Origin of the sequence: Pseudomonas sp. NPDC079367, from assembly GCF_044542195.1 — a bacterium.
Lineage (GTDB): Bacteria > Pseudomonadota > Gammaproteobacteria > Pseudomonadales > Pseudomonadaceae > Aquipseudomonas.
Map to the genome: position 1 here is coordinate 44043 of NZ_JBITTW010000006.1, position 19627 is coordinate 63669.

The 19627-nt window shown below is 55.9% G+C and carries 14 protein-coding genes; 10 read left to right on the forward strand and 4 right to left on the reverse strand.

Annotated features, from left to right (window positions below):
- Window positions 1-7 precede the first annotated feature (7 nt).
- The 6 genes from ACIGDJ_RS09260 to ACIGDJ_RS09285 all read left to right on the forward strand — a co-directional run bounded on the left by ACIGDJ_RS09260 (window position 8) and on the right by ACIGDJ_RS09285 (window position 7460).
- Entirely contained in the window at window positions 8-1264 is a 1257-nt protein-coding gene (locus tag ACIGDJ_RS09260; RefSeq protein ID WP_054916989.1) for a TolC family protein, read from the forward strand.
- Window positions 1261-2742: an efflux RND transporter periplasmic adaptor subunit gene (locus ACIGDJ_RS09265; RefSeq protein ID WP_054916987.1), complete on the forward strand. Its 1482-nt coding sequence runs from the start codon at window positions 1261-1263 to the stop codon at window positions 2740-2742. The genes ACIGDJ_RS09260 and ACIGDJ_RS09265 overlap by 4 nt, the downstream gene beginning before the upstream one ends.
- A complete protein-coding gene (locus tag ACIGDJ_RS09270; RefSeq protein WP_062386182.1) occupies window positions 2739-5897 on the forward strand; it encodes an efflux RND transporter permease subunit in 3159 nt (1052 codons plus the stop codon). The genes ACIGDJ_RS09265 and ACIGDJ_RS09270 overlap by 4 nt, the downstream gene beginning before the upstream one ends.
- Window positions 5894-6244 (forward strand): copper-binding protein, encoded by a 351-nt coding sequence (locus ACIGDJ_RS09275; RefSeq protein WP_062386181.1) that lies wholly within the window; start codon window positions 5894-5896, stop codon window positions 6242-6244. Before ACIGDJ_RS09270 ends, ACIGDJ_RS09275 begins: the two co-directional genes overlap by 4 nt.
- A gap of 157 nt (window positions 6245-6401) precedes the next feature.
- Window positions 6402-6947 carry an arsinothricin resistance N-acetyltransferase ArsN1 family B gene (locus ACIGDJ_RS09280; protein WP_062386180.1) on the forward strand — a complete coding sequence of 182 codons (546 nt, stop codon included), beginning with the start codon at window positions 6402-6404 and terminating at the stop codon, window positions 6945-6947.
- A gap of 120 nt (window positions 6948-7067) precedes the next feature.
- Window positions 7068-7460 (forward strand): DUF6957 family protein, encoded by a 393-nt coding sequence (locus tag ACIGDJ_RS09285; RefSeq protein ID WP_062386179.1) that lies wholly within the window; start codon window positions 7068-7070, stop codon window positions 7458-7460.
- A 275-nt stretch (window positions 7461-7735) separates the two neighbouring features.
- Here the strand turns inward: ACIGDJ_RS09285 and ACIGDJ_RS09290 are convergent, their stop codons facing one another.
- The 4 genes from ACIGDJ_RS09290 to ACIGDJ_RS09305 are packed head-to-tail and all read right to left on the reverse strand — an operon-like array spanning window position 7736 to window position 12809.
- The gene (locus ACIGDJ_RS09290) at window positions 7736-8842 is read right to left on the reverse strand and encodes a fimbrial protein (protein ID WP_397478706.1); all 1107 of its coding nucleotides are present in this window, start codon (window positions 8840-8842) and stop codon (window positions 7736-7738) included.
- Window positions 8843-8857: 15 nt separating this feature from the next.
- Window positions 8858-11431: a fimbria/pilus outer membrane usher protein gene (locus ACIGDJ_RS09295; RefSeq protein WP_313000218.1), complete on the reverse strand. Its 2574-nt coding sequence runs from the start codon at window positions 11429-11431 to the stop codon at window positions 8858-8860.
- Between the two features lie 42 nt (window positions 11432-11473).
- On the reverse strand, window positions 11474-12214 hold the full coding sequence (locus ACIGDJ_RS09300) for a fimbria/pilus periplasmic chaperone (protein WP_313000215.1): 741 nt from the start codon (window positions 12212-12214) through the stop codon (window positions 11474-11476).
- Between the two features lie 55 nt (window positions 12215-12269).
- Window positions 12270-12809, reverse strand: a complete 540-nt coding sequence (locus ACIGDJ_RS09305; RefSeq protein WP_313000211.1) for a fimbrial protein — start codon at window positions 12807-12809, stop codon at window positions 12270-12272.
- Window positions 12810-13598: 789 nt separating this feature from the next.
- On the opposite strand from ACIGDJ_RS09305, the gene ACIGDJ_RS09310 reads away from it, so the two are divergent.
- From ACIGDJ_RS09310 to ACIGDJ_RS09325, 4 genes are all read left to right on the forward strand, one after another.
- Window positions 13599-14225, forward strand: coding sequence for a response regulator transcription factor (locus ACIGDJ_RS09310; protein ID WP_313000593.1), 627 nt, complete (start codon window positions 13599-13601; stop codon window positions 14223-14225).
- 6 nt (window positions 14226-14231) lie between these two features.
- A complete protein-coding gene (locus ACIGDJ_RS09315) occupies window positions 14232-17870 on the forward strand; it encodes a transporter substrate-binding domain-containing protein (RefSeq protein WP_397478705.1) in 3639 nt (1212 codons plus the stop codon).
- Between the two features lie 99 nt (window positions 17871-17969).
- Window positions 17970-18896, forward strand: a complete 927-nt coding sequence (locus tag ACIGDJ_RS09320) for a LysR family transcriptional regulator (protein ID WP_397478704.1) — start codon at window positions 17970-17972, stop codon at window positions 18894-18896.
- 104 nt (window positions 18897-19000) lie between these two features.
- Window positions 19001-19627 carry a glutathione S-transferase family protein gene (locus ACIGDJ_RS09325; RefSeq protein WP_101159755.1) on the forward strand — a complete coding sequence of 209 codons (627 nt, stop codon included), beginning with the start codon at window positions 19001-19003 and terminating at the stop codon, window positions 19625-19627.

The following is a 19627-nucleotide window of genomic DNA, read 5'->3' on the forward strand; positions in this document are numbered from 1 at the left end:
CGCAAACATGAACCCCAAGTGCTTTTGCACAGGTTGGTCCCTAGTGGCCGGTCTGGCGGCAAGCGTACTGGCCTTGCCGAGCTTCGCTACCTCGCTGACGCTCGAAGAGGCCTTGCGGCTGGCCGAAAACACCGCGCCGTCGCTGTCTGCACAGGATGCAAAGATTCAGGCTGCCAGCAGTGCGGCCATTCCAGCGGGTGAGCTACCTGACCCGAAGTTGCTCGCTGGTCTGCAGAACTATCCCATCGGCGGCCCAGATCGCTGGAGCGTCAATGATGACTTCATGACCATGCAAATGGTCGGGGTCAGGCAAGACATGCCCAATAGTGACAAGCGCAGGGCGCGGATCGAGGTGGCGAACGCAGGGGTTGAGCGTGCCGCTGCCGAGCGTCAGGTCGAACGCCTGAACGTGCGCCAAGCCACGGCGCTGGCTTGGATCAGCAGCTATTCAATAGAGCGCAAAGACGCGCTGTTCCAGGACTTCTACAAGGAGAACCGCTTGCTGAGCGACACTGTCCGCGCGCAAATTGCCGGCGGTCGCGCACAACCGGCCGATGCCGTGACACCGAAGCAGGAAGCGGCGCAACTGGCCGAGCAGCAAGACGATCTGATACGCCAGCGTGCTCAAGCGCGCGCGGCGCTGAAACGCTGGATTGGTCCGGCCGCCAACGCAACGCCGGCGGGAAGTCTTCCGCAGTGGCCGATCGATACGTCAGGCTTGCCCCATAAACTGCAACATCATCCCGAGCTGGCCGCGTACGGGCCGATGACCCGTGAAGCGCAAGCCAAGGTGCGCGAGGCGCAGGCGGAGAAAAAGTCCGACTGGAGTTGGGAGGTGGATTATCAGCACCGTGATCGGCAGTTCGGCGACATGGTCAGCGTGCAACTTTCCTGGGATCTGCCGTTGTTTCCGCAGACCCGGCAAAACCCAAAAATTGCCGCACGAGAAGCCGAAGTCAACCAACTCGAATCCGAGCGCGAAGCCTTGTCACGCGAGCATACCGAGCAACTGGAAAGTGTACTGGCTGACTATGAACGGCTCAATCGTGCGGTCCAGCGCAATGCGCAAAGTCTGCTGCCGCTGGCCAAAGAAAAAGTCGAACTCAGCATGGCCAGCTACCGCGCCGGTAAAGGCGATTTGAATGCGGTTGTCGCCGCCCGACGTGAACTCATCGAGGCTCGTCTCAAACAAGTCGAAGTGGAGGAACAGCGAGCACTGATCAATGCACGACTGTATTTTGCGTATGGAGAGGCCAGCCAATGAGCCTTAAAAAGAGTGGGGTTTTGTTGGCAGGCGTTGCAATGGCAGTGGGGATCGCCGGTGGTTACTGGCTAGCACTTCAACGCGTCAGCGAAGTACGGGACGCTTCGTCTGAGCAAAATCAAAACGCACCAAATGAACGCAAAGCCATGTACTGGTATGACCCGATGTACCCCCAACAGAAGTTCGACAAACCGGGTAAATCGCCGTTCATGGACATGCAGCTGGTTCCGCAATACGCCAGTGGCGGCAACGATCAAGCGACGGTCAGCATCGATCCGAGCGTGGCGCAGAATCTCGGTCTGCGCTCGGCGATGGTCAGCCGTGGAGTGTTTGCATCCAGCCTTGATGTGAGTGGCATCCTCGCCTTTAACGAACGGGATGTTGCGGTTATCCAGGCTCGTACTCCAGGCTTTGTAGAGCGGGTCTACGCCCATGCACCCGGTGATCTGCTCAAAGCCAATGCGGCGCTGGCGGATATTCTGGTGCCCGAGTGGGCGGCGGCTCAGACTGAGTTCCTGGCCCTGAAAAATAACGGTGATCGCGACTTGCTCGCCGCTGCGCGGCAGCGCTTACTGCTTAGTGGAATGCCGCCGGGAGTGATTGCCCAGGTCGAACGTAGCGGTAAGGTCCAACCTTATCTGACTTTGACCAGCCCGATTGGCGGGGTGCTGCAAGAGCTCAACCTGCGCATAGGCATGACCGTCGCGGCAGGCGAGACACTGGCGCGGGTCAATGGTCTGAGCAGTGTCTGGCTGGCGGTGTCCGTTCCTGAATCCGACGCGGGTACCATCGCCGAGGGGCAAAAGGTCGAGGCGCAGTTGCCGGCCTTCCCTGGGACCAAGGTCAATGGCACTGTCAGCACAATTCTGCCGGACACCAATGCGGATAGCCGCACCCTGCGCGTACGGGTCGAACTACCCAATCCAGACGGTCGCCTAAAGCCCGGTTTGACGGCGCAAGTGCGCTTGAGCAGCTCAACTGAGCAGGGTGTGGTGTGGGTGCCGAGCGAGGCCGTCATTCGCACCGGTCGACGTGCCTTGGTGATGCTAGCCGAAGATGCTGGCCGATATCGCCCCGTTGAAGTGCAGCTCGGGCAGGAAAGCAGTGGCAAGACAGTAATTGTTAAAGGTCTGGATGAAGGTCAGAAGGTAGTTACCTCGGGCCAATTTCTGCTCGATTCGGAGGCCAGTTTAAAGGGTATCGTGGCCAGTTCAGCAGACGTACCACCCCGTATCGCAGCAGCCTCAGGTCTGCATGAGGCGGACGGGCAGATCGTCGAAATCGACGATAAAGAAGTCACACTCGCCCACGGCCCCTTCAAGACACTGGGCATGCCGGGCATGACGATGACGTTTCCACTTGCCAATCCTACCCTGATTCAGGGTCTGAAAACGGGCGACAAGGTTCGGGTCGCGGTGAGCCAAACCGACGATGGATTGCGTGTCGAACGTCTAGATAAAACGGGAGGTCAGCCATGATCGCTGCCCTCATCCGTTGGTCTGTTGCCAACCGCTTTTTGGTGCTGTTGGCGACACTTTTCGTCACAGCTTGGGGCATCTGGTCAGTTCAGAACACACCAATCGATGCACTACCGGATCTCTCCGATGTACAGGTGATCATCCGTACCCCTTATCCGGGACAAGCACCGCAGATTGTCGAGAATCAGGTCACCTATCCGCTGGCCACCACCATGCTTTCAGTACCTGGAGCCAAGACCGTGCGCGGGTATTCCTTCTTCGGCGACAGCTTTGTTTACGTGCTGTTCGAAGATGGTACCGACTTGTACTGGGCTCGCTCTCGGGTGCTGGAGTATTTGAGTCAAATACAAAGCCGGTTGCCAGCCAGCGCAAAGCCCGCATTGGGGCCGGACGCAACGGGAGTGGGCTGGATCTATCAGTACGCACTGGTGGATCGCACTGGTGGGCACGATCTCGCGCAACTTCGTGCGCTTCAAGATTGGTTCCTGAAGTTTGAACTCAAGACGCTGCCCAATGTTGCGGAAGTGGCCACCGTGGGCGGCATGGTCAAGCAATACCAAGTACAGCTCGATCCGCTCAAGATGGCCAATCTCGGGATCACTCAGGCACAGGTGACTGAAGCCATCGGCAAGGCCAATCAGGAAACCGGTGGTGCTGTGCTGGAAATGGCCGAAACCGAGTTTATCGTGCGAGCTTCGGGTTATCTAAAGACGCTCAACGATTTTCGGACGATCCCGCTGAAGTTGGAATCAGGCGGTGTGCCTGTAAGCCTTGGCGATGTCGCCACGATTCAGCTTGGGCCGGAAATGAGACGAGGCATCACTGAACTTGACGGGGAAGGCGAGACCGTCGGTGGCGTAGTGATTTTGCGCAGCGGTAAGAATGCTCGCGAGACCATTACGGCGGTGAAGAGCAAACTGGATGAGTTGAAAAGCAGTCTCCCAGCAGGCGTAGAAATCGTAACAACCTACGATCGCAGCAAGCTGATCGACCGCGCAATAGACAACCTCAGTTACAAGCTGCTGGAAGAGTTCATCGTCGTTGCCCTGGTGTGCGGGATCTTCCTCTGGCACCTGCGCTCATCCTTGGTGGCAATCATTTCGCTACCTGTGGGGGTGTTGATTGCATTCATTGTCATGCGGTACCAGGGCATCAACGCCAACATCATGTCCTTGGGTGGGATCGCTATCGCTATCGGTGCCATGGTCGATGCCGCAGTGGTGATGATTGAAAATGCACACAAGAAAATAGAATTCTGGCACACCTCTCATCCTGGGCAGGAGTTGAAGGGTGAGCAGCATTGGCATGTGATGACCGATGCAGCGGCCGAGGTCGGCCCCGCGCTTTTCTTTTGTCTGTTGATCATCACGCTGTCGTTCATTCCGGTGTTCACATTGGAGGCTCAGGAAGGAAGATTGTTTGGCCCACTGGCGTTTACCAAGACCTACGCCATGGCGGCAGCGGCGGGATTGTCGGTGACGTTGGTGCCGGTGCTGATGGGTTATTGGATTCGGGGACGAATTCCGAGTGAGCAACATAACCCTTTAAACCGCTGGTTGATACGGATCTACCAACCCGCGTTGGACGCAGTTCTGCGCCGTCCGAAAACTACTCTGCTGGTGGCGCTGTTGGTATTTGTCAGTGCGCTATGGCCAATGTTTCGCTTGGGTGGGGAGTTCCTTCCACCACTGGACGAAGGGGATCTGCTCTACATGCCTTCAGCCCTGCCGGGGTTGTCGGTGCAGAAGGCTGCACAACTGCTGCAACAGACCGATCGCCTAATCAAAACAGTCCCTGAAGTTGAACACGTTTTCGGCAAGGCCGGTCGTGCTGAGACCGCTACTGATCCAGCGCCGTTGGAAATGTTTGAAACCACGATTCAGTTCAAACCGCATGAGCAATGGCGCCCAGGCATGACCCAGGAAAAATTGGTGGAGGAGCTGGACCGCGTGGTACGCGTGCCTGGCTTGACCAATATTTGGATACCCCCGATTCGCAACCGCATCGACATGCTGGCCACAGGGATCAAAAGTCCCATCGGGGTGAAAGTTGCCGGCACTAACCTGACGGAAATCGATTCGGTCACCCAGGCGGTTGAAAAGGCAGCCAAAAATGTGCCCGGTGTCAGCTCCGCGTTGGCCGAGCGCCTGACCGGTGGCCGCTACATCGATGTGGATATCGATCGTAATGCAGCCGCCCGCTACGGCATGAATATCGCTGATGTGCAGTCCATCGTGGCTGGTGCTATCGGAGGCGAAAATATCGGGGAGACCATTGAGGGGCTCGCACGTTTTCCGATCAGCGTCCGTTATCCGCGAGAGTGGCGTGACTCACCGGGAGCCTTGGAACAATTGCCCATTTACACATCGTCAGGCATCCAGATCACCCTCGGTACTGTGGCAAAAATAAAAATCACTGACGGTCCACCAATGCTCAAGAGCGAGAACGCGCGGCCTTCGGGCTGGGTATACATCGATGTGCGTGGTCGGGACATTGCCTCCGTGGTCGCCGATCTTCGTCAGGTCGTCAATCAACAGGTCAAGTTGCAGCCTGGTATGAGCCTGAGCTACTCGGGGCAGTTCGAGTTTCTCGAAAGAGCTAACGCACGACTAAAGCTGGTCGTACCGGCCACGCTATTGATCATCTTCGTGCTGCTTTACCTGACATTCGCTCGATTCGATGAGGCCCTGTTGATCATGGCCACACTCCCTTTTGCTCTCACCGGAGGGGCATGGTTCCTCTATTTGCTCGGTTTCAATCTGTCGGTGGCAACGGGGGTCGGCTTCATCGCACTGGCCGGGGTTTCTGCAGAGTTCGGCGTGATCATGCTGCTCTACCTGAAGAATGCTTGGGCTGAACGTGTGGGCCTTGGCGATAACTCTGAACATGCACTAGTGGCGTCGATTCGTGAAGGCGCTGTGCAGCGGGTGCGTCCCAAAGCTATGACTGTGGCTGTCATCATCGCGGGCCTGTTGCCCATACTGTTGGGCAGTGGTACCGGCAGCGAAGTGATGAGCCGAATTGCCGCGCCAATGGTCGGCGGCATGGTAACTGCGCCCTTGCTTTCCCTGTTTGTCATCCCGGCGGCCTATCGCTTAATGCGTCGTCGAAATCTACCTAGCAAACCCGTAACTCTGAAAGGAAATGTCGTATGAAACTGACCCTTATTACAGTTGCCAGCACTGCGGTTGTGCTCTCTTTCGCTGCCCATGCACAAGACACGTCAGCAATGAAAATGGACGGTATGGAAGGCATGGAAATGAAGCAGGAATCAAGGCAGATGGCTGTCGCCGATGCCGAGGGCACGATCAAGGCCATTGATCCTGCGAAGCATACCGTGACACTCGCTCACGGTGCCGTCCCAGCTGTTCAATGGCCGCCGATGACCATGGCCTTTTCCGTGTCGGATGACCAATTGGCAGGGTTGAAGGTAGGAGATCGTGTGTCATTCACCTTTCGGGTCGAAGGAGGTAAAGGAACGATTGTTTCCATAAAAAAATGAGTTACTAATGCTGTCGGTTACCTGCACGCATCGTCACGCTGGTAACCGCGCTGTTCCAAGCGAAGCTCACGGATCTAACGCGACATTCTAAAGGGCTGAAAACCCGGCAAGTGGCAGCCCTTCAAACACGATTCTTTACGGGGCAGCAAAGAAAGACATGAACTACAAAGTGAGGGTTGCGACATCTGATGACGCATCTGCCGTCCAGGCCATCTATGCGCCAATGGTTTTGGACACAGTCATCTCGTTCGAGTTGATACCACCGACGGTTGATGAGATGGCAGCACGAATAGCCGCAACAGTGCCGATATATCCCTTTCTGGTCGCAGAGGTAGAAGGCAAGGTCGTTGGATACGCTTACGCAGGTCAGCATCGAGCCAGGGAAGCTTATCGCTGGTCGGTAGACGTCACCGTCTATATCGACCCTGCGGTACACAGAAAAGGACTTGGTCGTGCGCTTTATCAGCGACTTCTACCGCTCCTCGAAAAACAGGGGTTTCATGCAGCCTATGCCGGCATTGCCTTACCTAACGCAGGAAGCATAGGTATCCATGAAGCGCTCGGATTTACCCACATCGGCACCTACCCCGAAGTTGGGTACAAGCACAGCCAGTGGCATAGCGTGGGCTACTGGCGCAAACCGCTTTGTGCGGTGACGCCACCTAAAGAAATCATCCCATTCATTGAGGTAGAGGGAGTGTAAAGGTCAAGGGTGAGATGACGTTGCTGCTATTCGTCGGCATTGAAACCGGGCGGTTCACTTGGAGCTATGCTGATTGATGATTCTCGTTCGAGTCGGTGTATTGATCGACTGGAGGAACGGATGAATTTGGATGATTTTATCTCAGTGCTTTCCGCAGGTGAGGAAATAGGCGGGTGCCAACTCGCCAATTCAGATGCTGTGGCACTCGCCAATCTGCATTTTCCTTTCCGTGCCTATTGTCTTGTTTCTGAATGGGCGATATTAGATCTCGACGTTACAACGTCTCAGCGGCAAGCGATCGCCGATAGAGAGCTAATCCCTGCTCTGGTTTACGCTTTAACCGTTATCCAAGACAGCAGAGGCCGCTTCCAACCTGGCGATTGGGTCAGAACAACGTTGGGGGTTTCCTTCACTCACGCGTGCTTATTTGAGACGAAAAATACGGTTTATGTGCTTATTGGCGCCGGCCGTAGGGTGAGCACAGACTTAAACATCGCATTGAGCTTGTGTTGAAGGCCTCAGCTTATGCGATCCCCCTTCATGACTGCTTACATTAACTGTTCGTGTCAAACGATGTTGTGAAAAGCCGGACCCTGTATTTGAAGCTCAGTCCATCTGTGTCAGTCTATATTGCTGTTGTCTCTACCCCGAGTCGTTGTACAGACCCCGATTTACGCGAGGTGCTGTGTCAAACTATGTTGTTGTTAACCAGCAGTAGATGTTCCGAAATGCAAAAAGCCCCTGATTTCAGGGGCTTTTGTTTTTCACGCTTGCGGGCAGCGGATCGGTTACTGGTAATCGATTGTGAACACCACAGCACCGTTGGCAGGTCCTGGGGTCATGGTGGCGGCCGTCTGGATGTAACGCGCTTTCAACGGAATAACGTAGCTGGCGCCTTCCGTCGTGGTTGTTACGACCCCGCTTGGGCGAAGCGTTGACAGAGGCACCGGCACCGGTACTGCGTCCCCCGTCCCTATCTGGATGCCGATACCTGTGGCGGCTGGCAAGAAACCGCTCGGTGAAGGAGTCAGGCCAATGATGCCCTGTACCGGGTCAATAACGCTGTCGACAGGATCAAGACGGAAACGCAGGATATTGGAGGCTCGTCCTTGTTCAGTAGGGGTGTCAGTAGAGCCATCAAAGATCGGGCTGGTGGGACTTCCGGGAAATGTCCCATGGAACGCAGGGCAATTATTCAGACTGATCTGAAAACTTTGCCACGGCGTACCGGTGCCCACTCCGGCAAACTCATTGACTGAACGGGTGCCCAGTGGAACGTTGACGTCGGGCGTTACACAGGTGCGCGAGACGACATTCACGCTGCCGATGAAATTCACGTTTTGTAGATTCAATGTGTTGGTTGGGCTGATCCAGTCCAGTTGCACGCTCGGTAAGGAAGCCCCCTGAATAGTGCCTGGCGATACATCTCCGGTTTTTATGAACAACAGATCAAAGCCCAGGGTCGGGTTTTGCGTACAAAACCCGGTCCCACCACCGCAGTTACCTGATGTCGCAGAGTCAGGCGCTGCCTGACCCTCCGACCAGATGTAAACCCCAATGCCTGGAACCCCGGACTCATAGACCTTACCGGCGTACTGACCTGACCAACTGGAGAGCGGCAGCGGTGTGGACGACAGCGTCCGACTGCGGGTACGGTCATAGACGCCTGGGTCACACGTAACTCTCGAAAGATTGGTGGAAGTCGTAAAGGTCTGTTTGAAGAGTGTCGTCCCCAATGGTACGTCTCTGCCGACGGTAATATTCGTACCGATCAGCGCGACTGTTCTGTTGACCGTATTGGTGCCGTCGATGAAGACGCAATCGGCCATGGCCGTGCCGGAAAGCATTGTGAAGGCCAGCCCGAGCAAGCCATTTATCTTAGTACGTGTACGCATGGTGGCCTCTTTTGATTAATGGCTGGCGCTTGGCTTGGCAGGCTCAGCTGCTGTCGCACAGATAGCGGAGGCCGACGCTGCTTGTTTCTGCGAGCGCAAGGTGTTCAACGGGATCACACAGTTTTCCCCGGCCTTTTCACCAAAACGGATAATCAATGCCTCCGCCGTTGGCTGAACCCGAGCGAACAACTGACCCCCCTGACCGACTACGCCCACCGGGTTGCCTTTGTCATCGCTGACTTCTGTGCCAAATGGCAGGGGACGACCGTCCGCCAGCGTTGCACGCACGAGTACCGATTCACCCTGGCGGGTTTCGAAGTTCAATTTGACCACTGCGCCTGATCGCGGAGCGACTTGCTGGCTGGTCTCTTCCAGTTCTACATCCAGCGAGCTGCCGATCGGATCGAGTGCCACTTCGTTCAACTCATAGGGCCGCAAGTAAGGGATCACCGCATAACCATTACCGTCGACTTTCAAGCCAGGGTAACCGGCGACCCTTGCGTTCTCCGCACCTGCGGCATGGACGATCCCGATGGTGTCGCCGGTATAGGGTGTAAAAGTGACGCCACCGCCATGTGCGACGATCCCGCCGCTGATGCCCACCGACGCACTGTCGTAGGTGTCGCTCTGACTCATCGATGCATTGAGCATTGCTTTGGAGCTGGTGTAACCACCGTTCAGCGACGTGGTATTGGAACTTGTGGCACCGTCGTGGCCTACGGTCACGCCATATTGATACTGGCGTTCAGCACCGGCAGTTCCGCTGAGGGTTGCCTGCTCATTCATATCGCCGTTGTCGTTGCGGCCAAGGCGCATGGACAATTGCGGACGATTGAGTGTCTGGCCGAACTCAAGCGGCATGCTGACCGTGAACAGATAGTTGGTCTGCATGTCACCGGTGCCAAAACGCGCACGGTTGGCGCTAACGCCGAAATTGATCTGGCGGTAATTGGTGTAGTAACCGGCCTGGTATTGAAGGTCGTTACCCCCGCGATCCCAATAATCCTGGGTAAAACCCGAGAGCACTAGTTGACCATAACTACCGAGCCTCTGGTTGGCAGTGACGGAAAACCGGCTTTTCTGGCGACCAAACATCGACGTGTCCAGATTGCCCTCTTCCGCGTCGCGCAGGGTTAGCGCGTCATCAAGGTCAAGGAAGCCGCTGCTGGAAAAACGATAAGCCGCTACGGTGAAGTTACTACCGGTACTGAGGATGTTCTTGCTGTACGACAAGCGCACGCTTTGTCCGTTTTCCGTGCCTGAATTCAAACGAGTCTGGGCTTGGGTCATGTCGATGGCCATGGCGCCCACCGGAGTGCTGAATGCCATACCAGCCAATACGGAATTGTAGTCATCGGTCGCTTGCATACCGGTGTAGCCGGTAAACACGTTGTTAAGACCGCGTTGATAAGTGGCTTGCAGCAACTTCTGCTGGTTATCGATGTAACCGATCCGGGTTTCACCAGCAGTAACGCTGTAACGAGACGTCCCTGGGCGCAGCAATTGACTGACAGAGGCGAACGGTACGATAAACGTCTGGCTCGAGCCATCGGCCTCAAGCACCGTCACGTCCAGATCCCCGCCATAACCCGTGGAATAGAGGTCATCAATGACGAACGCACCCGGAGCCACGCTGTTTTCGTAAATCAGATTGCCGTTCTGGCGAATCGTCACCCGGGCATTGGTGCGGGCAATACCGCGAACCACAGGCGCATAGCCGCGCAGAGATTGCGGCAGCATGCGGTCGTCGGTCGCCAGTTGAGCACCACGGAATGACAAGGTGTCGAAGATCTCACCGGAAGTATTGCTTTCACCCAGGGTCAGTTGGCTACGCCAGGAGGTTATATCCCGTTGCGCGTACGTATTGAGCGCCTCGTACTTATGGCCGTTATCCTGATTCCAGCTCGAGGAACCGTTATGGCGCAGGCGCCAGTCGCCCATGTTGAAGCCGCCATTGAGGCTTAGATAAGCGGAATCGTACTTGCCGCCCACGTCGTTATTGGAGTGGTAAGCATTGAAGTTGTAGCTCAGCAGGCCTGCGGTGATTCCGCGATCCCAAAGTTCAGGGCTGACGTAACCGCGGGCATCACGACGAACAATGGCCTGCGGCAACGAAACGTTCAGTTCCTGCAAATTGGGGTCAAAACTCGCAGACGCATCGGGGATCAACGCAGCTAATTCAGCGCATTCCGGATTGGAATCCAGAAGGTTATTGGCAATCGGGCTGAGTTTTTCCATCTCGATGCCAATCAGCTGCATCAACTTTCGATCGAAGCAGACTTTCGAATTGGTGCCGTCGGGTTTACCGACGATACGGATTTCCTGGCGGCTCACCATTGAGCCGTTCACAGAGATATCAGCGCGATACTGGCCAGGAATAACCGGGTTACCTTTCTGGTAACGCGTCAGGTCAATGTTCTGCGAATCGGGTGAAAGAAAACTACTGTTGAATTCAACTTCTTCGTTCGCCGAAACCATGCTCATCAGCAAGGACGATGGCACACCAACTAGAAACACGGCCGCCCATGTTTTTCTGGCGAAAATGTCCCCGGCCCCCGGATAAATTCCGAGGCGAAATGTTCCGTTCATATTTATCTCGTAAAAAAATGGGCCGGAGACCAAGCGAACTGTTTACTTGTTCAATTCAGCTACAGTTTTGTTGTAGGCGCCGTAATCATTGATTGCTTCGAATTCAATCTTGCTCGAAGGCGACGGATTGCCCGTCAACCCTTTTATTTGAAATGATCTGGTTTCGCCCGGACCTACCATTGCCGGGGCGACTTCGTAGCGTTTACTACCGTCAACCAGCGTTATGGTGGCTTGCGAAACATGATAAGCCGAAGGGTTATAGGCTTTGAGCGCGTAACCCCCGCCAGCCGCAGCCGGGGCGATGCTCCATTTCACTTGTGCCGGAGCCTCGGCGGGCTTGCCAGCCAAATTCGCAGGTCGATAAAACAGTTTCACCCGTGAACGAAAGGCCATGTACATCTTGTTGTCACCCGGCGCAGCTTTGTCGGTCGGCGGGATCTCCAGTACATTCAGCCAGAAAACGCTTTCCTTGTCCGAAGGCAGCGTTGCACCTGTGAACATCAATCGCAGGCTCTGGCCCTTGTTCGGATCAATTCTTGAAACCGGGGGCGTCATAACAAAAGGAGCAGTGGAATTGGTTGGGCTCCCCTTTATATCTCCAGAGTCAATCCAGGATTGAACAAGGACTGGCGAACCACCGTTATTATTGAGCTTGACCGTAACTTCCTTCTGGCCTGCCGGGTAGATCACACGTGTACCGGTGATCACGACTCCTGCAACTGCTTGTCCGAAGGAAACAGATGCAACAATAACCAGGGCTAAGCCCCAACGTTTGCTATTCATACACGCCCCCTTTTTGGGCCGTGCGCTGCCATTGACTCAGCGCCCGCCAAAAAAATTACTGATAGTCGATCGAGAACGTGACCTGGCTTGTTACGAGACCCGGAGTTGTGGTGCCCGTAGCATAATATTCGACGGCGTAAGGCATGATGACGTTACCCGATGCATCAATTGTGTAGCGGGTATTGGTCGTCGTCTGAGTGTCACTGCCAATCTGGATAGGCGCGCCGGTCCCACCATCCAGCAATTGCAGTTCTACGTTCGCAGCACCACCAGCGTCAGTGTTACGCATACGTCCTGTCAGCGGATCTACTGTACTGCCCGCCTCGTAAAATGCGGTGACGCTATCTGGGGTCGCTGCACACCCGGTCAAGCCAATCAGAAACGACGTCGCGCCCGCTACTTGACCTGCAGCATTCAGGATACTGGTCGAAACCTTGGGAAGATTTTTGGTTTGTGGGCTCGGGCCACCATCAATGGTAACGGTGCAGGTTTGTGCAACCAGCTCACCAGCGAAGTTAATGGTGCCATCAGAAGCCTGTACGCTTCCTACGGTTGCAACGCTCATCAAGGCCAGGGCAATTACTTTGCGATTCATGTCAGTACTCATTCTTCATGGGGGACAGGGACTGGACGGAAATGGCGCTGATCGAAATGAGCGGCTTGATCCGGACAGGGAGCACATCATAGATGCACGTGTCAGCCCCAACTGTAGTTCGATTCCCTGTGTTGCGTAGGAAATTTCCCAGCGATTTTTATAAATAAAGAATAGTGAATCGTTAAAGTGAATTAGAGCAACTATACCAACCGAATCTCATCGGTTTTTTTCATTTGAAACTCAATAATTTAGGCATTGGCATGCAACCTTCACCATTAATCCACTTCGAAAATGTGTCGGGTTAAAAGTTGTACAAGAACTTTGTAAAAAGAGAGGTATTTGCTACTACTTAGGCACTTCGAAAAGACGGCATCATCAACTTATTCGAAAACGACGTCGTTTTTGTATCGTAACCCTGGCATTTACAGTCATGTCAGCAGCGATGGAAAAAGATGTTCATAGTTGCCACCGTCTTGTGCCTTGACCCGCTTGCCGTCAGGTAGCCTTGGTAATCAGTGGTTCAGCACCTCTGATATTCTGCGCAACTGCTTTGATTGAAGATTGAGCCGGGCCATACTTTATCTGGCAGGCGCTGAGGGCCGGCGAACTGAAGCGAAGTGTTTTTTGATGCGCACGGTTCGGCATGGATTTTCGTACGGGTCTGGAGAAATTCCCTAAACTCCAGTGACATTCATGTATTTTGCGAATCGCATCGGGCTGGTCTTCATTTCCATCGTCGACCGTGCGGTCAGCAACGTCCTTCGTCCATTTGTCCTACGGGGATTTTTTATGCTTAAAGCGATCATCGTGGACGATCATCCTTTCATTCGATCTACCGTCAGAATGCTGTTACAGCAACAGCACTTCGATGTGGTAGCCGAGGCTGATAACGGCGCTGATGCGGTGCAGCAGGCCCGCGAACACAGCCCGGATCTGCTTATTCTGGATATAGCCATGCCCAAGCTTGACGGGCTAGAGGTGATTTCGCGCATCAGCGCGCTGAAACTCTCCTGCAAGGTACTCGTATTGACCTCGCAACCCGCACAGGTTTATTCCATGCGCTGCATGAGGGCCGGCGCGGCAGGTTTTCTTTCTAAAACCAACGAGCTGGGCGAACTGGTAAAGGCCATCAAGATTGTGATGGACGGTTACACTTTCTTTCCCAACCTGAATAACAGTTCGTTGGCGCGCATCGATACCCAAGCGACCGATCAGGCACTTATTCAAAGTTTGTCGGATCGAGAACTTACGATCCTGCAACAACTTGCCAGTGGGATGAGTAATAAAGAGATCGGCGACGCGATGTTGTTAAGCAACAAGACGGTCAGCACCTACAAAACACGGCTCATTGAAAAGCTCAACGTCAAATCGGTGGTCTACCTCGCTGATTTTGCCAAGCGTAACAATCTTCTCTAGACCACTATGAACTTAAAAATTTGCCTGGCTGGTTGGTTTTTATGCGGCGTCTTCGCGGGCCTGCCTGTGTTGGCAGACCCGCATCCAGATAGTTTGCGAGTGCTCGGCCGATCGGACGTTGCTGAATACGCAGTCTCGCTGGATGAGGTTGACTGGCGCTGGCTACGCAGCAAAGGCAAGTTGTTACTCGGTGACAGCAGCCCGGATTATCCACCCTTCGCGATTACCAGTAACGGCGATGATTATGAAGGCCTGACCGCCGATTATGCGCAGTTGATCAGGCAACTGCTGCATATTGATATCGAGGTGCGGCGCTACGCCTCGCGCGATGATCTGCTGGGTGCTCTGAAAGCTGGCGAAGTCGATATGATTGGTACGGCAAACGGCTTTGAGGCGGCGGATCCTGAGCTGGCGATCTCGCTGCCATATGCGGATGATAATCCGAGCCTGGTCACGCGCTTTGACGAGCGTCCTGATTTATCGCCAGACCTGGCCGGCAAGCGAGTGGCAATGCTGTATCACTATCTTCCGCCACTGACGGTCAAGACCTTTTACCCAGAAGCCAAATTGCAGCTCTATCCTTCAACCCTGGCGGCCATCGGCGCGGTGGCGTTCGGTCAGGCCGACGTTTATCTGGGCGACACGCTCAGTTCCAACTATCTCATCAAAAAGAACTATCTGAACAATGTGCGGCTCAGCGATTTTTCTCAAATGGAGACGCAGCCTTTCAGTTTTGCGGTGCAGGGTGGCAACGCCCAGTTATTGCGTATTCTCAACGCGGCGTTGAAGACCGTCCCCACCGAGGAACGCATGAGAATTCAACACCGCTGGAGCGCTGGCGGGATCGCCATCCGAGGGCAGCACGCAGTGCATTTCAGCATTAAAGAACAGCAATGGCTGAATGCGCATCCGCGCGTCGTCGTCGCGATCAACGATAACTTCGTGCCCCTGACTTTTGTCGATGAGGGTGGCAACTTTCGTGGCATCAGCGCCGACGTGCTGGCCAAAATCAGCTTGCGCACCGGGTTGCAATTCGATATCCGGCGCGTCGATTCGGTCAGTCAAATGATTGATGAAGTCACCAGTGGCAGGGCGGACATGCTGGCAGCGTTCACGCCCAGCACCGAGCGCGAAGGTGAGCTGCGTTTTACCAGGCCTTATCTGATTAACCCGTTCGTGCTGGTCACCCGACGCGGCGGCGATGGTACCGCTTTGACGTTGGACAAGATGGCCGGAAAGCGCCTGGCGCTGATTACCGGCAACTTGATGCGCCAGTACCTCATCGAGCAGTTTCCTGCTGTGCAATTGGTTCCTGCGCGCAATGCGCATGAGGCTATGGACATGGTTGCCACAGGCAAGGTCGACGGCGCACTCAACTCGCTGGTCAGTGCGCGTTTCATGATCTCGCGCCAATACCGTGACACCTTGCAGATCATCAGCACGGTCGGGACTCAGCCTGCACCTCTCGCGCTAGCGACTGATCGTGGCGCACTGGAGCTGTACTCGATTCTCGACAAGGCCTTGTTGAGCATAAGCCCGGAAGAAATGGATGAACTGACCAACCGCTGGAGTAGCGAGTTGACGGTGAATGACAGCTACTGGCTGCGCAATGGCAGCATGATCATTCGTGGCTTCGTGATCGCAAGCGTGCTGCTGCTGATGGCATTGGGCTGGATTGCTTATCTGCGGCTGTTGATGCGCAAGCGCCGCCAAGCGGAACTGGCCCTCAATGATCAGGTGGAGTTCATGCGTGTGCTGATCGATGGCACGCCGCATCCTATTTATGTACGTGATCGCGAAGGTCGCCTGATGATCTGCAACAGCGGTTATCTCCAGGTGTTCGGCGTGGCGCGTGACGCGGTCATCGGTAAAACCGTGACTCAGGGCCTGTTGATTGATGCCGTTCAGGCGCAGGGGTATCAGGATGATTACCTGCAAGTCATGAAGGACGGTAAACCGAGCATTCAAGACCGCAGTCTGACGCTCCCTGACGGACGCAATCTGACGATCTATCACTGGATGCTGCCGTACCGGGGTAATGACGGAACCGTGAACGGCATGATTGCCGGGTGGATTGATGTCAGCGAACGACTTCACCTGTTGCAGGAGCTACAAATCGCCAAGGATGCGGCCGACGGCGCCAATCGTGCCAAGACCACATTCCTGGCGTCCATGAGTCACGAAATCCGTACGCCGATGAACGCCATCATTGGCATGCTGGAATTGGCCATGAAGAAAGCCGATCAAGGTCAGACTGATCGTTTCGCGATCGAGGTGGCCTCCGGAGCAGCCCGAGACCTGCTGGATCTTATAGGCGATATCCTCGACATCGCGCGGATTGAATCCGGGCGCCTTTCGCTGGCGCCGCAACGTGCCAATCTGCGCGAACTGGTGGAATCGGTGGTGCGTATCTTTGACGGCCTGGCGCGGCAGAAGCAATTGCGCCTTCAACTGGAAATGGACGCTTTAAGCAATGTCGATGTGCTGATTGATCCGATGCGCTTCAAACAGGTTCTGTCGAATCTGTTGAGCAATGCGATCAAATTCACTGAGGCCGGTCAGGTGCGATTGGAGGTGCATGTCGACTGCAGCGACGATGAGCGTCTGCGCCTTTGTTTGCGCATCAAGGACAGCGGCCGTGGGATCTCTGAGGACGACCAGGCCAAGTTGTTCAGCCCGTTCTCCCAGGCAGGCAACCATGGGCAGTCGGCTCGCAGTGGTTCCGGTCTGGGCTTGGTGATCAGTCGCACACTCTGCGAAATGATGGGCGGAAGCCTGACGTTGTCGAGCCAGCTGGGGCAAGGTACGGAGATTGAAGTGCGCCTCAGCTTGCCGATCCTTGACCCGTTGGTTAGCACGCCGCTTGACAACCTCGAGCCGCCGCAGGGCGGCCGGCAGAGCCTGAATATCCTGGTGATCGACGACTATCCGGCGAACCGTTTGCTACTGTCGCAACAGCTGAGCTACCTCGGCCATCGGGTCACCGACGCCGAAGACGGCGCTCGCGGTCTGCGCGCCTGGCGCAGTGGGACATTCGATGTGGTCATCACCGATTGCAACATGCCCGTCATGAACGGCTACGACCTGGCCCAGGCGATTCGTGATGATGAGGCCGCCCGAGGCGCGCCACGTTGCCTCGTGTTGGGCTTCACTGCTAATGCCTTGCCCGAGGAAAAAACGCGTTGCACCTTGGCCGGCATGGACGATTGCCTGTTCAAACCGATCAGCCTGAGGGATTTGAGTCAACGCCTCATTGCCGTTGTGCGACAGCAGCGCTCAGCTGTGGAGCTCCCGAGCGGACCCTCCACTGGCCATGACATGGATCTGAGCGATCTTGAACAATTGACCCATGGCGATTCGACCTCGATCAAACTTCTATTGAACGACCTGGCCACGAGCAACGACGAAGACAGGGTCAAATTGCTGCGCTTGTTCACCGCGCATGATCTTCAGGGACTGTCCGATCTGGCACACCGGGTCAAGGGGGGCGCGCGCATTGTCAAAGTGCAATCATTGATCCACGCGTGTGAGGCGCTGGAAATTGCCAGCGAGGGCACCGATACACATGCCCTGACCGAAGCCGTGGACGTGCTGCATCAGGCGATGGATAGACTGTCCGAGGTATTGAATGAACATCTGGCGTAACGGATTATCACAGCTCGGCTGGTGACAATATTGTGTTCGGCATCAGCTCCCGCAATCGCAGCCTTGGCTGCGATTGTCGTATCCGCCCCGAGGAATCCCATGGATCGTTTCCAGGAAATGCAGATCTTCGTTGTCGTTGCCCAAGAGCAGGGATTCTCGGCGGCGTCGCGGCGTCTGGGTTTATCGGCGGCGAGTGTCACGCGGGCGGTGGCGGCCCTGGAGCAGCATATCGGTACGCAGTTGCTGGTGCGCACCACGCGCACCGTGCATCTGACCGAAGCAGGTCAGCGGTATTGTGACGACTGCCGGCGGATTCTCGCCGAAGTGCAGGAGGCCGAAGATTCGGCGGCCGGCAGCCATGCCTTGCCGCGCGGGCAGTTGACGATTACTGCGCCGGTGTTGTTCGGTGATCTGTTCGTTACGCCGGTGATGGCCGATTACCTCTGTCGCTATCCGGATGTGTCGATCAATGCGCTGTTGCTGGACCGGGTCGTCAACATGGTCGAGGAGGGCATTGATGTCGCGGTGCGCATCGGTGAGCTGCCGGATAGCAATCAGCATGCGATTCGCGTCGGTGAAGTGCGGCGGGTCATTTGTGCCTCGCCGACGTTTCTGGCTGCACATGGCCGCCCGGAGCATCCGCAGGCCTTGGCCGCGCTGCCAGTGGTGGCGACATCGGCGATCGGTCAGCAACGCAACTGGCCGTTTCTCGACGGCGGTGAAGCGCTCAGCGTGCGCACCGAACCGCGTCTGACCGTCACGGCCAATCAGTCGGCGATTACCGCCGCGCGCAAAGGCCTGGGCCTGACACGAGTGCTGTCCTATCAAGTGGCTGACAAAGTCGCGGCGGGCGAGCTGGAAATCGTCCTCGCCGAGTTTGAATTGCCGCCGTTGCCGATCCATGTGGTGTATCAGGGCGGGCGCAAGGCGCCGGCGCGGATCCGCAGTTTCGTCGACTTCGCCGTGAAGGCTCTGCGTGAGCACCCGGCCTTGAGCGCTGCGGCGTTATTGCACGAGATGAAATAATCGATTGCAGCGGCTGGTTATTCTGTTGTTCCAGCAACCCATAGATGATGACTCCATCGGCGCGCTCATCCCCGTAGCGACGTCACTTTCCAGCGGAGTCGACCATGCAAGCGATCAAACTCTACAACTTCCCACGTTCCGGCCACGCCCACCGCGTCGAGTTGATGCTGTCGCTGCTGCAACTGCCGACCGAGCTGATCTTCGTCGACCTGGCCAAGGGCGAGCACAAGCAGCCGCAGTACCTGGCGATCAACAGCTTCGGCCAAGTGCCGGCGATTGATGACAACGGCGTGGTGCTGGCCGATTCCAACGCGATTCTGGTGTATCTGGCGCAGAAATATGGCAACGGTCGCTGGCTACCAACCGACCCGGTGGGCGCGGCGCATGTGCAGCGCTGGTTGTCGGCAGCGGCGGGACCGATTGCGTTTGGCCCAGCAGCGGCACGCCTGATCACCGTGTTTGGCGCGCAACTGAATGCCGAGGAAGTCATTGGCCGTGCGCATAACCTGCTCAAGGTCATGGAGCTGGAGTTGGGCAAAACGGCGTATCTGGCGGGCGAGGAGCCAAGCATCGCTGACGTGTCCGCCTACAGTTACATTGCGCATGCGCCGGAGGGCAATGTCTCGCTGGATGACTATGCCAACGTACGCGCCTGGCTGGCGCGGATCGAAGCCTTGCCCGGTTTTGTCGCGATGCCGCGTACCGTCGCGGGTTTGCAGAAAACCGCGTGA

Excerpts from the sequence above, each read along its gene's own strand:
- ACIGDJ_RS09260 (WP_054916989.1), top strand. The coding sequence starts at position 8 with ATGAACCCCAAGTGCTTTTGCACAGGTTGGTCCCTAGTGGCCGGTCTG.
- ACIGDJ_RS09285 (WP_062386179.1), top strand. The coding sequence starts at position 7,068 with ATGAATTTGGATGATTTTATCTCAGTGCTTTCCGCAGGTGAGGAAATA.
- ACIGDJ_RS09280 (WP_062386180.1), top strand. The coding sequence starts at position 6,402 with ATGAACTACAAAGTGAGGGTTGCGACATCTGATGACGCATCTGCCGTC.
- ACIGDJ_RS09290 (WP_397478706.1), bottom strand. The coding sequence starts at position 8,842 with ATGCGTACACGTACTAAGATAAATGGCTTGCTCGGGCTGGCCTTCACA.
- ACIGDJ_RS09305 (WP_313000211.1), bottom strand. The coding sequence starts at position 12,809 with ATGAATCGCAAAGTAATTGCCCTGGCCTTGATGAGCGTTGCAACCGTA.
- ACIGDJ_RS09320 (WP_397478704.1), top strand. The coding sequence starts at position 17,970 with ATGGATCGTTTCCAGGAAATGCAGATCTTCGTTGTCGTTGCCCAAGAG.
- ACIGDJ_RS09325 (WP_101159755.1), top strand. The coding sequence starts at position 19,001 with ATGCAAGCGATCAAACTCTACAACTTCCCACGTTCCGGCCACGCCCAC.
- ACIGDJ_RS09315 (WP_397478705.1), top strand. The coding sequence starts at position 14,232 with ATGAACTTAAAAATTTGCCTGGCTGGTTGGTTTTTATGCGGCGTCTTC.
- ACIGDJ_RS09270 (WP_062386182.1), top strand. The coding sequence starts at position 2,739 with ATGATCGCTGCCCTCATCCGTTGGTCTGTTGCCAACCGCTTTTTGGTG.
- ACIGDJ_RS09275 (WP_062386181.1), top strand. The coding sequence starts at position 5,894 with ATGAAACTGACCCTTATTACAGTTGCCAGCACTGCGGTTGTGCTCTCT.
- ACIGDJ_RS09300 (WP_313000215.1), bottom strand. The coding sequence starts at position 12,214 with ATGAATAGCAAACGTTGGGGCTTAGCCCTGGTTATTGTTGCATCTGTT.
- ACIGDJ_RS09265 (WP_054916987.1), top strand. The coding sequence starts at position 1,261 with ATGAGCCTTAAAAAGAGTGGGGTTTTGTTGGCAGGCGTTGCAATGGCA.
- ACIGDJ_RS09310 (WP_313000593.1), top strand. The coding sequence starts at position 13,599 with ATGCTTAAAGCGATCATCGTGGACGATCATCCTTTCATTCGATCTACC.
- ACIGDJ_RS09295 (WP_313000218.1), bottom strand. The coding sequence starts at position 11,431 with ATGAACGGAACATTTCGCCTCGGAATTTATCCGGGGGCCGGGGACATT.